The organism is Variovorax sp. GW821-FHT09A10 (assembly GCF_059418385.1).
The window spans coordinates 1-14268 of sequence record NZ_JBWKPT010000005.1 but is presented as its reverse complement, the minus strand read 5'-3'; the positions used below and the strand labels follow the sequence as shown (position 1 = coordinate 14268).

The window sequence follows — 14268 nt, the reverse complement described above, 5'->3', positions numbered from 1 at the left end:
CTAAAGTCGTCCGGCGTTTCGTTCCTTCAAGCTGAACACCAAAGCATGCTTTTGCGATTCCTCAAGCTGTTCTTCCTGCTCGCTGCGACCCTCTCCTTGGGCGCCTTCGCCTTTCTGCACGGATTCAACGCATGGCGCGCCGGACAAATCGTTGTCACGCGAAGGGGACGCGAACCCTTTGTCGCAGCCGTCGATGGTGCATTTCCCATCACGTTCAATCTGGAAGTGTGGGGATTGATGATCATCGGGGGCGCTGTTGCCCTTTGCGGCATTGCAGGCGTCGTCAAGTTCCTCATCAACACGCCGGACCAGCGACGCACGATGCTGACCCGTATGGATGGCGTCTCGCGTCGCGAGCGCAGTGACATGGACATTCCGTGGTCGATTGGGCTTGCCATCGTCGGGGCGGTTGTGGCGTTTTTTCTCTACTTGGGATTTAGAGTTCAAACGCAGTAGGTTTTCTGGCCTCAGTCAGCGCCTGTCGCGGATAGGTTTGCGAGCATCTTCCGCATTCCATCGGAAGGACTGACCTCTCGAACAAACCCTTTGCGGCCATACCAAGACACCAGACCTTCATCGTTGATGAACTCTTGGTCGAGAGAGCGCGCAAAGAGACGAAGTGTCTGGTGCGCAGAATCAATCGCTACGGCCTCTGCGTGTAAAAGAAGCTGATTGCCAACGCCCTTTGCTCGGAACTCCGGCAACACGTAAATCTCGTGCACGAAACCCGTAGAAGTGCTGGGGAAATGCTCGAAGATGAGAAGCCCCACCTCCACGCCATCGATCAAGGCGAGGAACCCCCTGGTTCCAGGACGTTTCCATTTTTCCTCTCGCTCGCGAAGAAACGGATGGTTTATTGCGCGTGCTTCTTCGATATGCAGGGAATTCATACTTGAACTCTACGGCTTGGGTTTGCACTTGGTGGGTCTACCTCTCTGATTTTTTCGCCCAGGGACGTGAAAAGATTTCGAGGGATCTTGTGCGCTGCGGGATGAGGGGCGAGCCAAACCTGGGATCCGGAGAATTGGCAGCGCCCGATCCAACCGTCAACGGTTGCCCACGGCGTGTTCCTCACCAGCATCTCCCAAGCTTTCCGATATGACTTTCCGTAGAGCACGACATGACGCGGCTTGTATTGGGCAATCAAACACTGGAGGTGAGCAATGCGCGCACCCAGGACGTGCTTGCGATATGCAGCGCGCTTGCCAAAAAAAGGATACACCTCGTTTGCTAAATGCTCGTATCCGAATTCGCTCACCCTTCGCGAGGGCAGAGGAAGAAGCTCCAGCAGGCAAGTTTCACCGTCAGGAGTGCCGAGATACTGGGCTTGGTATCTGGCAATTTTCTCGTCTGTGGCGACCTCTCCCTCAACAGCCAGAATCGTTTCGATAAGACGCCTCCAAGTAAACTGAATCTTGACCGGCTTGCCGTTGGTCGCCTCCCAATGCTTCCGAATACCAATGTCAAAGTGGAAGCCACGCAGATCTTCTGTTTGCCGTCGTCCTCGAGCTTGCCAGCGTTCGAAGCGGGGTCTGGCATCCAAATTCCAGTCAGGCCCGCAACCCTCCTCCATCCCGACGAACCAGTACGAGCCGTTGAGGTTTCCATAGCCGTAAAAATTCTTCATGAAGTCCACGATTAGAGGCTGCATGTTTTCCTCGGTTTAACGAATGATTGCCGACGATTCGGGATTGTCTACATGGGTCCAAATTTTGCCGTACCTGCTGGTGATCGCCTCGACGGAAAGGGCCACAGAAGCCCTGACGTCGCGCTCTACCCAGTTAACGCCTCACACTGCGCCTCAATCCGCGCATGCAGAAGCCCCAGCGAAACAGCAAGAAACCGCTGCAGCGAACTGCGCTGGCCTGCATCGAAAAGCGGAGCTGCATCTGCATCAAGAGAAGCGGCGTCGCGCCGATCCTCATCCCACTCGAGCAACTGAACCAGCGTCTGCGCACCCTGCACCACATCGCGCGCCTCGTTGAGAAACGCCGCGTGGCTTTGCAGTGAAGGCGGGAGCCGTTCGCCTTGCACCCATTCGAAGGGTGTGAATTGAGCGTTGGAACGGGAAGACGCACAGGAACAACCGGCGTCGGTGACTGCGCTTGAAGCATTGGCCATAGGCCTCCAAGGATTGCTGCGCAGGATGTCAGCGGGCTGCTAAACCCGGCCTTGCACATCACAAGGCGACGGCAATGTTCGCGGCCTCCACGACGCCCGTCACGCGCCGGCGACCGGTACGCACCACCCTACCGAAACATCACCCACTCAGGCCGCATGTTGAACCGCACTGGCAAGATGCTCACCCCGAGCCCGCTGGTCACGTACATGCGCCTGTGGTCCTTGTGCGCGATCCAGCCATAGGCCCATTCACGCGGCGCGCGCCCAGGCACCACGAGTGCGCCATAGCCCGGCACGCTGATCTGCCCGCCGTGCGTGTGCCCCGCCACCACGAGCCCCTGCGTGCGCGGCATGCCGGCGAAGCTGAAGGGGTCGTGCATCATGACCAGCGTGGCGGCGCCGGGTGGCACGCCGGCCAGGGCCTTGTCGGGCTGTGCGTGGCCGGTGGAGTCGTCGCCGATGCCGACCACCCAGATCTCGTGTCCGGGCAGGCGCACCGAGGCGTTCTCCAGCACGCGGATGCCCTGCGCGGACAGGGCCTTGGCGGTGCGTTCGCCGTCGTGCCACCAGTCGTGGTTGCCGAGCACCGCGTACACGCCCTGCGGTGCCTTCAGGCGGCCGAGCACGGCGGCCATGGCTTCGATGGACAAGTCTTCGTCGTCGCCGGAGCCCGCAAGAAAGTCGCCGGGCAGCAGGATCACGTCGGGCTGCGCCGCGTTGATCTGGTCGACGATGGCCGCGGCGCGGCCGGCGCTGGTCACGCGCCACAGCGAGCGCGTGCTGAGGTGCCAGTCGCTGGCCACGGCGACCTTGAGGCCGGCCGGCGGCTGCCACTGCGCCGAGCCCAGGGGCTCGACACGCGCGGCCACCCAGCGCGGCTCGATGACGACGCTCCAGGCGGCCAGCGCCGCGAGCACGAGTGCCGCGGCGATCGAGCCCCAGGGTCGGCCGCGGTGCCGGCTCACGTGATCGATCAGGCGAGCGCGCGTTGAATCAACAGCTTCTGGATGTCCGACGTGCCTTCATAGATCTGGCACACGCGCACGTCGCGGTAGATGCGCTCCAGCGGAAAGTCGTTCACGTAGCCATAGCCGCCCAGGGTCTGGATGGCGGCGCTGCACACGCGCTCGGCCATCTCGCTGGCGAAGAGCTTGGCCATGGCGGCTTCTTTCAGGCAGGGCCGACCGGCGTCGCGCAGGCTGGCGGCGTGCCAGATGAGCTGGCGCGCGGCTTCGATCTGCGTGGCGCATTCGGCGAGGCGAAAGCCGACGGCCTGCTGGTCGAAGATGGCGCCGCCGAAGGCCTGGCGTTCCTTGGCGTAGGCCACGGCCACGTCGAAGGCGCTGCGGGCCATGCCCACGCTCTGCGCGGCGATGCCGATGCGCCCACCCTCGAGTGCGCCGAGCGCGATCTTGTAGCCCTCGCCTTCGGCGCCGATGAGGTTCTCGGCCGGGATGCGGCAGCTGTCGAAGTTGATCTGCGCGGTGTCGCTGCTGTGCTGGCCGAGCTTGTCTTCCAAGCGCGCGACGTTGTAGCCGGGCGCGTCGGTGGGCACGATGAACGCGCTCATGCCGCGCTTGCCGGCGCCCTTGTCGGTCACCGCGATGACGATGGCGACCTGGCCGTTCTTGCCGCTGGTGATGAACTGCTTGACGCCGTCGATCACGTAGCCGTCGCCGTCCTTGCGCGCGGTGGTGCGCAGGCTCGAGGCGTCGCTGCCGGCCTGCGGCTCGGTGAGGCAGAAGGCGCCGAGCATCTGGCCCTGGGCCAGCGGCTCGAGCCATTTCTTTTTCTGTTGCGCGTTGCCGTAGCGCATGAGGATGGCGTTGACGGGGCAGTTGGTCACGCTGATGGCGGTGCTGGTGCCGCCGTCGCCGGCCGCAATCTCTTCGAGCACGAGCGCGAGCGTGAGGTAGTCGAGGCCTGCGCCGCCATGCTCCTCGGGCACGCAGATGCCGTAGGCGCCCAGTGCGGCGAGGCCCTGGTGCACTTCCTTCGGAAAGCTGTGCTCACGGTCCCACTGGGGGGCGTTGGGCCACAACTCGGCTTGCGAAAAATCGCGCACGGCGTCGCGGATGGCTTCCTGGTCTGCGCTGAGCAGCATGGCGTTGTCTCCAGTTCTTTCTTGTCGGTGGGTGCGCGGCTTACTTGCCGGCGCCCAGGTCCATGATGAGACGCGCGGCCATGTACAGGCGGCGCGGAATGGCGCTGATGTCGACGTACTCGGCCTTGTCACTGTGGTAGCCGAAGCCGGGCAGGCCCAGGCTTTCGATCACGGGCTTGCCCGAGAGCGCTGCGTAGGCCGCGTCGGTGCCGCCGCCAGTGCGCTCTTCAACGCCCACGCTGCCGCCGGCTTCCTTGTAGAAGACCACGGCCTTGTCGACCAGCTTCTTGCCGCCCTCGCCCGCGTTGAAGGCCGGACGGCCGCGCGTGACGAGCACCTTGACGTCGGCCTCGGGCAGTTTTTTCTGCTGCGCCTTTTCTTCGAGGGTCTTCATGGCGGCGTCGAAGTCTTCGTTGCGTGCGTAGCGCACGTCGGCGTTCAGCGTGGCGCTGGCCGGGATGATGTTCGACACGTTGCCGGCTTTGGCGATGGTCCAGTTGAAGCGCAGGTTCTTCGACTTGTCGTCGATGCTCATGGTGCGCAGCACGAGGTCAGAGGCCTCGACCAATGCATTCACGCCCAACTCGGGCGCGGCGCCCGCGTGCGAGGCCTTGCCGGTGATGTTGACCTGCACGTAGGCGATGCCCGAGGTGCCGAGCGACATCTTTTCGTCGCCAGCGCTGGTGGGCTCGAACGAGAGCACGTAGTCGGCCAGCTTGGCTTCTTCCTGGATCAGGTCGCGCGAGCCGAAGGAGCCTTTTTCTTCGTCGGTGTTGAACAGCACGGTGATGGTGCCGTAGTCGCGCACGCCATAGTCTTTCAGCAGCTTGAGCGTGTGCAGGATGACGGCATTGCCGCCCTTGTCGTCGGCGATCCCGGGGCCGTAGGCCTTGTCGCCTTCGATGCGGAACGGCGCCTTGGCGAGCGTGCCCTTGGTGTACACGGTGTCCATGTGCGACATGAGCAGCAGGTTCTTGCCGCCGCGGCCCTTGAGCTTGCCGACGATGTTGTCGCCGACCACGAGGCCAGCCGACTTGCTGCGCGTGACGGTGAAGCCGAGGTTCTTCAGTTCGCCTTCGAGGTACGCGCCGGCGGCGGCCATGCCTTCGGCGTCACCGGTGCCGGTCTCGATGTTGACGAGCTTCTCGAGCGTCTTGATCACCGCCGGCTGCTCGTCGGTGGCGGCCTGGAACAGCACGTTGTCGCGCTTCTGGGCCCAGGCGCCACCTGCCACGAAGGCGGTAGCGAGCACGGCGGCAACGGCGGTACGGTGAAGGGATGGGCGCATGAAATCTCCTGCTCTACGCATGGTTTTGTTTGAACTGTCCGGGGTGGAAACCGGCCGGCGCCCTCTCCCGGGCGCCGGCGGCTCCTGGCGTTATAGCAATTCGAGCGCGACGGCGGTGCCTTCGCCGCCGCCGATGCACAGCGTGGCGACGCCGCGCTTCTTGCCGCGCGCCTTCAGCGCGTGCAGCAGCGTGACCATGATGCGCGCGCCGCTGGCGCCGATGGGGTGGCCCAGCGCGCAGGCGCCGCCGTTCACGTTGACGATGTCGTGCGACACGTCGAGCTCGTGCATGAGGGCCATGGGCACGACGGCGAAGGCCTCGTTCACTTCCCACAGGTCGACGTCCTTCACGCTCCAGCCGGTCTTGGCGAAGAGCTTCTGCACGGCGCCGACCGGGGCGGTGGAGAACCACTCGGGCTGCTGCGCGTGCGTGGCGTGGCCGACGATGCGCGCCAGCGGCTTGGCGCCGATCTTCTTCGCATGCGACTCGGTCATCATGACCAGCGCGGCGGCGCCGTCGTTGATCGACGAGCTCGAGGCGGCGGTGATGGTGCCGTTTTCTTTCTTGAACGCGGGCTTGAGCGTGGGGATCTTGTCGAGCTTGACCTTGCCCGGGCCTTCGTCGATGGAGATGACGGTGTCGCCGCCGCGGCCCTTGACGGTGACGGGCGTGATCTCGTCCTTGAAGGCGCCCGATTCGGTGGCGGCCTTGGCGCGCTGCACGCTGGCGATGGCAAAGGCGTCCTGCTGCTCGCGCGTGAAGTTGTACTTGGCGGCGCAGTCTTCGCCGAAGGTGCCCATGGAGCGGCCCGGCTGGTAGGCGTCTTCGAGGCCGTCGAGCATCATGTGGTCATAGATCTTGTCGTGGCCCATGCGGTAGCCGCCGCGGCCCTTGAGCATGAGGTAGGGCGCGTTGGTCATGCTTTCCATGCCGCCCGCCACGATGACGTCGTGCGTGCCGGCCAGCAGCAGGTCGTGCGCGAGCATCGCGGCCTTCATGGCCGAGCCGCACATCTTGCTGAGCGTGACGGCGCCCGCGCTGTCGGGCAGGCCGCCCTTGTAGGCCGCCTGGCGCGCCGGGGCCTGGCCCTGGCCGGCCATGAGGCAGTTGCCGAACAGCACTTCACCCACGCTCTCGGGCGCGATGCCGGCGCGCTCGACGGCCGCCTTGATGGCCGCGCCGCCCAGGTCGTGCGCGGAGAGGGACGAAAAATCGCCCTGGAAGCCACCCATGGGGGTGCGGGCGGCGCCGACGATGACGATGGATTCGGACATGGAGGTCTCCTTCAGGAATGTGAAAGTGAAATCAAAGACAAAACGAAAATGGAATCGGGAAACGGGCGGTCAGAAATGCGTCGCGTGGCCTTCGTGCTGGAAGCGTTGCGATTCTTCGTACGGGAACACATCGAGCATCTGGCCGGCCTGGATGCGTTCCTTGTGGTGCTGCCAGAAGGCGGCGTCGAGCAGGTCGGCGTGGTGCGCCATGAAGGCGGCGCGCACGTCCTTGTTGCCCAGCAGAAAGGGCTCGAAGGTCTCGGGGAACACGTCCTTCGGGCCGACCGAATACCAGACCTCGCCGCTCATCTCGTCTTCTTCGTTGCGCGGCGTGGGCACCTTGCGGAACTTGCAGTCGGTGACGTATTCGATTTCGTCGTAATCGTAGAACACGACCTTGCCGCCGCGCGTGACGCCGAAGTTCTTCCACAGCATGTCGCCGGGAAAGATGTTGGCGGCCACCATGTCCTTGATGGCGTTGCCGTACTCGATGACCGCGTGCTCCAGCTGGTCCTTGGCGCGCCGGGCCTGGGCCGGGCTCTCGGGATGGGCCAGCGTGTCGAAGGCTTCCTGCAGGTAGATGTTCAGCGGGATCATGCGGCGCTCGATGTAGACGTGCTTGAGCACGACCTCCATCTCCCCGTTGCCGTCGCGGTCGCCGATCTCGAGCTGGCTGGGCGCGAACTTGCGGATCTCCTCGATGAGCTCGGGCTCGAAGCGGTCGAGCGGAAAGCCCACGTTGCTGTACTCGAGCGTGTCGGCCATGCGGCCCACGCGGTCGTGCTGCTTCACGAGCATGTACTTGCCCTTGATCTGCTCGCGCGTGGTGTCCTTCTGCGGCGGATAAAAGTCCTTGATGACCTTGAACACGAAGGGGAACGAGGGCAGGTCGAACACCAGCATGACCATGCCCTTGATGCCGGGCGCGATGCGAAAGCGGTCGCTCGAGTAGTTCAGGTGCGACAAAAAGTCGCGGTAGAACAGCGTCTTGCCCTGCTTGGCCAGGCCGAGCGCGTTGTAGATTTCGGCGCGCGGCTTGCGCGGCATGAGCGAGCGCAAAAACTGCACCCAGGCCGAAGGCACTTCCATGTCGACCATGAAGTAGGCGCGCGCAAAGCTGAACAGCATCTGCAGGTCGTCCTCGCCGAACAGCGCCGCGTCGATGTAGAACTTGCCGTGGGTGTCGTGCAGGAGGGGCAGCGAGAACGGGATCTCGGTGAAGCCGTTCATGATCTTGCCGACCACGTAGGCGCCCTTGTTCCGGTAGAACAGGCCCGACAGCACCTGCAGCTGGAAGTTGGCGCGCAGCTTGACCTGGTGAAAGCGGTTCAGGATGACGTGCGCCACGCGCTCGGCGTCGCGCCGCTTGTTGGCGTAGCTGCCCTGCAGCGCGAAGTCGTCGAGCATCTGCTCGATGATGTCGGGCAGCGTGGCCTGCGACGGGTAGTACGGCCGGTAGGTGGGTGCGCCGCGCGGCTCGATGTACTCGGTGCTGATGGCCGGGCGCACGAAGATGAAGTCGTTCTGGAAGTAGGCCCGGTGCAGGATCTTCGTGGTGACCGAGTTGAAGAAGCTCTCGGCCAGCTCGGGCTGGTGGTGGTTCACCAGCAGGCCGATGAAGTGCAGCTTGACCTGGTGCCAGACCTCCATGGGCTGGTCGCCGGCCTTGAACTCCTTTTCGAGCCGGGCCACGGCCTCGTTCACGCGCAGGTCGTAGAACTCGATGCGCTCGCGCTGCGCCCGCTGCTGGCCGTGCCAGTCGGCGGTCTCGAAGCGGTGCTTGGCGCGCGCCGATTCGGCCCGGAACAGCCGGTAGTGCCGGTTGAACCCGTCGATCATCGCCTTCGCGATGTCGTAGGCCAGCGGGGAATCGAGGCGCTGCGGGAACATGGCGACAGTACCGGCGATGGCAGCGACGGGTTCGCTCAGGCGGCTGGCGGGATCTCGGTGCCTTCGGTGCCGTCGGCACCTGCCTGCGCCGACGGCGAAACGCCGGCCGGCTTGCTCCACTTGTAGCGGATGCGCTGCACAGCGGCCTTGTAGATGGCGTCCAGCGGCTTGTCGCCGTCGGCGCTCAGGCCGAGGTCTTGCAGCAGGCCGTCGTGCACGCCGAAGGTCCAGCCGTGGATGCGCACCTTCTGGCCGCGCGCCCAGGCGTCGACCATGACGGTGCTGACAGCCACGTTGACCACCTGCTCGGCCACGTTGAGTTCGCACAGCGCGTCGACGCGCACGTCTTCGGGCAGACTGTCGAGCATCACGCTGTGGCGGTCGCGCACGTCCTGGATGTGGCGGATCCAGTTGTCGGCCAGGCCGATGCGCTTGCCGCTGAGCGCGGCCTTCACGCCGGCGCAGCCGTAGTGGCCGACCACCATGATGTGCTCGACCTTCAGGTGCTCGACCGCGAACTGGATCGCCGAGAGCGCGTTGAGGTCGGAGTGCACCACGATGTTGGCGACGTTGCGGTGCACGAACACTTCACCCGGCTCCAGGCCGGTGATCTGGTTGGCGGGCACGCGGCTGTCGGAACAGCCGATCCACATGTAGCGCGGCGTCTGCTGCTTGACAAGTCCGGTGAAGAAGCCGGGCCGGTCACGCTCCATCTGGGCGGACCAGGCACGGTTGTGGGCAAAGAGGTCGTCGAGGTTGTCTGAGGACATGGTGATCTATTGTCGGTGAGTGGTTGCGGGCTCGGTACCCAGGGCGCTCGGCCCTCCCTTGGCGGCCTTCTGCGCCCTGACCAGGGTGGCGCGGCCTTTCTTCTCGTGTTCTCGCACTTCGGCCAGGTTGGCCTGCAGCTCGGCCAGCTGCGCCTCGAGCTGCGCGCGGTGGGTACCGAGCACGCCCAGGAATTTTTCCAGCTGCGGCACGGTGTCGCGCGGGCTGTCGTACATGTCGAGGATGTCTTTCGCCTCGACCAGCGTCAGGCCCAGGCGCTTGGCGCGCAACGTGAGCGTGAGCCGCGCCCGGTCGCGCGCGCTGTACACGCGCTGCAGGCCGGCCCGCTCCGGCGACAGCAGGCCCATGTCTTCATAGAAGCGGATGGCGCGCGTCGTGAGGTCGAACTCCTTGGCGAGCTGGCTGATGGTGAAGGTCTGCGCGGGCATGGGCGGCAAGGGTTGCGGGGGCGACAGCAGGTTGGCGGCGCATTCTCTACAATGTTGCCTCAACCCATGACGTTTACGTAAACGTCAATCATACATGAACCTCCTCGAACGCGAACTCCACTACCCCCTGGGCGACACCCTGCCCGCCGCCGGCGAAGCACTGGAAGTCGCGCCCGGCGTGCGCTGGATCCGCATGCGGCTGCCCTTTGCGCTGGACCACATCAACCTCTGGCTGCTGCGCGACACGATCGACGGCGTCGAGGGCTGGACGGTGGTCGACTGCTGCATCGCGCACGACGAGGCCCGCGCGCAGTGGGAGCAGATCTTCGAGACCCAGCTGCAGGGCCTGCCGATCCTGCGCGTGATCGTCACCCACATGCACCCCGACCACATCGGCCTGGCCGACTGGCTGTGCCAGCGCTGGAACGCGCCGCTGTGGATCAGCGCCACCGACTACCACGTGGCGCGCGTGCTGTGCAGCGCCGGCGACACGCTCGCGGGCGGCGACGCGGCGGCCGACTTCTTCGCCTCGCACGGCCTCACCAACCCCGAGTCGATCGCCAAGATCCGCGCGCGCACCAGCTACTACACGAACATGGTGCCCAGCGTGCCCGCCCGCTACGTGCGCATGATGGACGGCGACATCGTCCGCATCGGCGGACGCGACTGGCGCTGCATCAGCGGCTACGGCCACGCGCCCGAACACATCGCGCTGTACTGCGCCGAGCCGAAGCTTCTGCTGGGCGGCGACATGATGCTGCCGCGCATCTCGACCAATGTGAGCGTGCACGCGGGCGAGCCCGAGGCGAACTCGCTGCGCCTGTTCCTGGACAGCATCGACAAGTTCAAGGCCCTGCCGGCCGACACGCTGGGCCTGCCCTCGCACGGCAAGCCCTTCACCGGCATCCACCGCCGCGTCGACCAGCTGCAGGAGCACCACCGCGACCGCCTGGCCGAGCTGCTCGAGGCCTGCCTCGCGCGCCCGATCACGGCGTCGGAGGGCCTGCCGATCCTGTTCAAGCGCGAGCTCGACCTGCACCAGATCACCTTCGCCATGGGCGAGACCGTGGCCCACCTGCACCTGCTGTGGTTCTCGGGACAGGTGAAGCGCACGCTCGATGCCGACGGCATCTATCGCTTTGGCGCCAGGTAGCGTCGGCTGGGTAGACTTCCCGCATGGACACGCTGGCTGAGCTGCGCGCCGGCCGGCTGGCTGGCGCACGACGACTGGACCTCTCGTGCGGACTCACCGAGTTCCCGCGCGAGATCTTTGCGCTCGCCGACACCCTCGAAACGCTGAACCTCACGGGCAATGCGCTCAGCGCGCTGCCCGACGACCTCGGCCGGCTGCACCGGCTGCGTGTGCTGTTCTGCTCCGACAACCGCTTCACGGAACTGCCGGCGTCCATCGGCCAGTGCCGCCAGCTCGACATCGTGGGCTTCAAGGCCAACCGCATCGCCCACGTGCCCGCCGAGGCGCTGCCGCCCTCGCTGCGCTGGCTGATCCTGACCGACAACGCGATCGAAGAATTGCCCGACACCCTCGGCGACTGCACCCGCATGCAGAAGCTGATGCTGGCCGGCAACCGCCTGCGCGCCCTGCCGCCGTCGGTGGCCCGCTGCCGGCAGCTCGAACTGCTGCGCCTGTCGGCCAACCGCTTCGAGGTGCTGCCCGCGTGGCTGCACACGTTGCCGCGCCTGGCCTGGCTGGCCTGCGCGGGCAACCCGTTCGACACCCCGGCCGAAGACGCCGCCATCGATGCGCCCACCGTGCCGCACGTCGACTGGCGCGACCTGACGCTCGGCCCGAAGCTCGGCGAAGGCGCCTCGGGCGTGATCTACCGCGCCACGCTGGCCACGCCGGACAACGCCGCGCTGCCCGTGGCGGTGAAGCTGTTCAAGGGCGCCGTCACCAGCGACGGCTGGCCGCACAGCGAGATGGCGGCCTGCATCGCGGCCGGCGCGCACCCGACGCTGATCGCCGCGCAGGGCCGCATCGACGGCCACCCCGACGGCACCGAAGGCCTGGTGATGGCGCTGGTGCCGCCCTCGTTCCGCACCCTGGCCGGCCCGCCGAGCCTGGCCTCGTGCACCCGCGACGTCTACGCCGACGACGCGCGCTGGACGACCCGCACCGCGCTGCGCATCGCGCGCGACATCGCGGCGGCCATGGTGCACCTGCATGCGCGCGGCCTGCTGCATGGCGACCTGTACGCCCACAACATCCTCTGGCACGCGCAGGACGGCGGACGGCTCGGCGACTTCGGCGCGGGCTGGATGACCGGCGCGCTCGACCCGGCACTGGCGAAGGCCCTGCAGGGCGTGGAGATGCGCGCCTTCGGTTGCCTGCTCGAAGAGCTGGCCGAGCGCTGTGACGATGCGGCTTCCGCTTCTTCGTCGCCCTTGGCCGCGCTCGCGGCGCGCTGCCTGCAGCCCGAAGTGGCGGCGCGGCCGTCGTTCGCCGAGGTGCTGTCGGTGCTGGACGCCTCCGCGCCATGACGCGCCCCCGCTTCGTCGTCCCCATGCCCACGCGCGACGGCGTGAGCCCGAGTTGCGTGGCGCTGTCGCACGGCCCCTGGTCCACCATCGCCGAGTTTCTGGTCGAGCGTTTTCCCGCCATCTCGCGCGAGGCCTGGCTCTCGCGCATTGAAGCGAACGACGTGTGCGACGAGCACGGCGTACCCATCACCGCCACGCGCCGTTATGAATCGCCGCTGCGCGTGTACTACTACCGCGCGCTCGATGCCGAGACGCCCATCCCCTTCGAAGAGTTGGTGCTGCACCAGGACGACAACCTCGTGGTGGTCGACAAGCCGCCCTTCGTGCCCGTCACGCCCACCGGTAAGTACGTGCAGCAGAGCCTGCTGGTGCGCCTGAAGCGCAAGCTCGGGCTGGACGACCTCGTGCCGCTGCACCGCATCGACCGCAACACCTCGGGGCTGGTGCTGTTCTCGGTGCGCCGCGAGACGCGCGGTGCCTACCAGGCGATGTTTCCCGAGCGGCGCATCGACAAGCACTACGAGGCCGTCGTGCCGTGGCACGAGGGCGTGTCGTCGGTGCCCGCCGTGTACCGCAGCCGGCTGGTGGACGACGACCATTTCATGCGGATGCGCGAAGCGCCTGGCGAGCCGAATTCCGAAACCCGCATCGTGCTGCGCGAGGCGCGCGACGGCCATGCGCTGCTGGAACTCTCGCCCGTCACCGGCCGCAAGCACCAGCTGCGGGTGCACTGCCAGGCGCTGGGTTTGCCGATCGTGAACGATCCGTTCTATCCCACGCTGCAGCCCGCGGGGAACGACGACTTCGACAGGCCGCTGCAGCTGCTGGCGCGGTCGCTGGCTTTTGTCGACCCGCTGAGCGGCGCCTTGCGCACCTTCGAGAGCCCGCGCCGGCTGGCGCTGCCTTCTGCTCCTGCTGCCGCCTAGGTGACGCGGCGCGGGCGCGGCGCGGACTAAGCTTTCTCCTGACGGGAATTGAACTTCCTCTCTTCCACCACTCAGGAGACAAACGCACATGGACACCACCCAACTCTTCTCGCTGAAGGGCCGCAGCGCCTTGATCACCGGCGGCTCGCGCGGCATCGGCCGCATGATTGCCGAGGGCTTCCTGGCGCAGGGCGCGCGCGTGTACATCTCGGCGCGCAAGGCTGCGGCTTGCGATCAGACGGCGAAGGAGCTGTCGGCTTTTGGGCATTGCGTGTCGCTGCCTGCTGATGTGTCTACTGTGGAAGGGGCTCAGGCGCTGGTCGATGCTTATGCGAAGCATGAAGGGTCGCTGGATATCCTGGTCAACAACGCTGGGGCTGCTTGGGGGGCGCCGTATGAGGAGTTTCCTGAGAGTGGGTGGGACAAGGTGGTCGACCTGAACTTGAAGACGCCGTTCTTTTTGACCAAGGCGTTGACGCCGATGCTCAAGAAGGCGGCTACGGATCATCTGGCGAAGGTGATCAACATTGCTTCTATTGACGGGATTTCTGTGAATCCTCAAGAGACTTACTCGTATGCGGCTAGCAAGGCTGGGTTGATTCAGTTGACGCGGCGGATGGCGCTGAGGTTGGCGCAGGATCGGATCGTGGTGAGTGCGATTGCTCCTGGGGCGTTTGCTTCGGATATGAACAAGGATGCGCGGGATCACGGGGATGAGGTGAAGGGGCGCATTCCTGCTGGGCGTATCGGTACTCCCGAGGATATGGCTGGGGCGGCTATTTTTCTGGCGTCGCGGGCTGGGGACTATGTGACGGGGTCTACGTTGGTGGTGGACGGGGGCGTTACGCACGCGCGTTGATCTTCTTGAGTTCCGAGGCCGGGTCTCGCCCCGGCAGGCGACCTACTTTTCTTTGCTTCGCCAAAGAAACGTAGGCAAAAGAAAGGCGA

At 65.6% G+C, this 14268-nt stretch carries 15 protein-coding genes; 6 read left to right on the top strand and 9 right to left on the bottom strand.

The annotated features are described in order from the left end of the window. Nucleotides 1-45: 45 nt before the first annotated feature. Nucleotides 46-456, top strand: a complete 411-nt coding sequence (locus AC07Q9_RS19700; protein ID WP_495311453.1) for a hypothetical protein — start codon at nt 46-48, stop codon at nt 454-456. A gap of 11 nt (nt 457-467) precedes the next feature. Here AC07Q9_RS19700 and AC07Q9_RS19695 read toward each other — a convergent pair whose 3' ends face one another. Both AC07Q9_RS19695 and AC07Q9_RS19690 read right to left on the bottom strand, forming a co-directional pair. Beyond that, nucleotides 468-890, bottom strand: a complete 423-nt coding sequence (locus AC07Q9_RS19695; protein WP_495311450.1) for a GNAT family N-acetyltransferase — start codon at nt 888-890, stop codon at nt 468-470. Next, complete coding sequence (locus AC07Q9_RS19690; protein WP_495311448.1) at nt 887-1636, bottom strand: uracil-DNA glycosylase family protein; 750 nt, start codon at nt 1634-1636, stop codon at nt 887-889. The genes AC07Q9_RS19695 and AC07Q9_RS19690 overlap by 4 nt, the downstream gene beginning before the upstream one ends. A gap of 176 nt (nt 1637-1812) precedes the next feature. Here AC07Q9_RS19690 and AC07Q9_RS19685 point away from each other — a divergent pair, with 176 nt between their 5' ends. Further along, complete coding sequence (locus AC07Q9_RS19685) at nt 1813-2010, top strand: hypothetical protein (RefSeq protein ID WP_495311445.1); 198 nt, start codon at nt 1813-1815, stop codon at nt 2008-2010. Nucleotides 2011-2249: 239 nt separating this feature from the next. Here the strand turns inward: AC07Q9_RS19685 and AC07Q9_RS19680 are convergent, their stop codons facing one another. The 7 genes from AC07Q9_RS19680 to AC07Q9_RS19650 form a co-directional block, all read right to left on the bottom strand. After that, nucleotides 2250-3086, bottom strand: coding sequence for a metallophosphoesterase (locus AC07Q9_RS19680; protein WP_495311443.1), 837 nt, complete (start codon nt 3084-3086; stop codon nt 2250-2252). Between the two features lie 8 nt (nt 3087-3094). After that, nucleotides 3095-4225, bottom strand: coding sequence for an acyl-CoA dehydrogenase family protein (locus AC07Q9_RS19675; RefSeq protein WP_495311441.1), 1131 nt, complete (start codon nt 4223-4225; stop codon nt 3095-3097). A gap of 40 nt (nt 4226-4265) precedes the next feature. After that, the gene (locus tag AC07Q9_RS19670) at nt 4266-5513 is read right to left on the bottom strand and encodes a glutamate carboxypeptidase (protein ID WP_139701346.1); all 1248 of its coding nucleotides are present in this window, start codon (nt 5511-5513) and stop codon (nt 4266-4268) included. Nucleotides 5514-5603: 90 nt separating this feature from the next. Continuing rightward, a complete protein-coding gene (locus AC07Q9_RS19665) occupies nt 5604-6788 on the bottom strand; it encodes an acetyl-CoA C-acyltransferase (RefSeq protein ID WP_095746933.1) in 1185 nt (394 codons plus the stop codon). Between the two features lie 69 nt (nt 6789-6857). Beyond that, on the bottom strand, nt 6858-8678 hold the full coding sequence (gene aceK, locus AC07Q9_RS19660) for a bifunctional isocitrate dehydrogenase kinase/phosphatase (RefSeq protein WP_495302437.1): 1821 nt from the start codon (nt 8676-8678) through the stop codon (nt 6858-6860). 35 nt (nt 8679-8713) lie between these two features. Next, nucleotides 8714-9448 carry a carbonate dehydratase gene (gene can / locus AC07Q9_RS19655; RefSeq protein ID WP_495311439.1) on the bottom strand — a complete coding sequence of 245 codons (735 nt, stop codon included), beginning with the start codon at nt 9446-9448 and terminating at the stop codon, nt 8714-8716. A gap of 6 nt (nt 9449-9454) precedes the next feature. Beyond that, the gene (locus AC07Q9_RS19650; protein ID WP_489062936.1) at nt 9455-9895 is read right to left on the bottom strand and encodes a MerR family transcriptional regulator; all 441 of its coding nucleotides are present in this window, start codon (nt 9893-9895) and stop codon (nt 9455-9457) included. A gap of 94 nt (nt 9896-9989) precedes the next feature. Here AC07Q9_RS19650 and AC07Q9_RS19645 point away from each other — a divergent pair, with 94 nt between their 5' ends. From AC07Q9_RS19645 to AC07Q9_RS19630, 4 genes are all read left to right on the top strand, one after another. Then, the gene (locus AC07Q9_RS19645) at nt 9990-11048 is read left to right on the top strand and encodes an MBL fold metallo-hydrolase (protein WP_095746936.1); all 1059 of its coding nucleotides are present in this window, start codon (nt 9990-9992) and stop codon (nt 11046-11048) included. Nucleotides 11049-11071: 23 nt separating this feature from the next. Beyond that, nucleotides 11072-12394 carry a leucine-rich repeat-containing protein kinase family protein gene (locus AC07Q9_RS19640; RefSeq protein ID WP_495311436.1) on the top strand — a complete coding sequence of 441 codons (1323 nt, stop codon included), beginning with the start codon at nt 11072-11074 and terminating at the stop codon, nt 12392-12394. Further along, the gene (locus AC07Q9_RS19635) at nt 12391-13320 is read left to right on the top strand and encodes a pseudouridine synthase (RefSeq protein WP_495311434.1); all 930 of its coding nucleotides are present in this window, start codon (nt 12391-12393) and stop codon (nt 13318-13320) included. The genes AC07Q9_RS19640 and AC07Q9_RS19635 overlap by 4 nt, the downstream gene beginning before the upstream one ends. An 88-nt stretch (nt 13321-13408) precedes the next feature. Beyond that, nucleotides 13409-14179, top strand: a complete 771-nt coding sequence (locus tag AC07Q9_RS19630; protein WP_495311432.1) for an SDR family oxidoreductase — start codon at nt 13409-13411, stop codon at nt 14177-14179. Nucleotides 14180-14268: the final 89 nt, after the last annotated feature.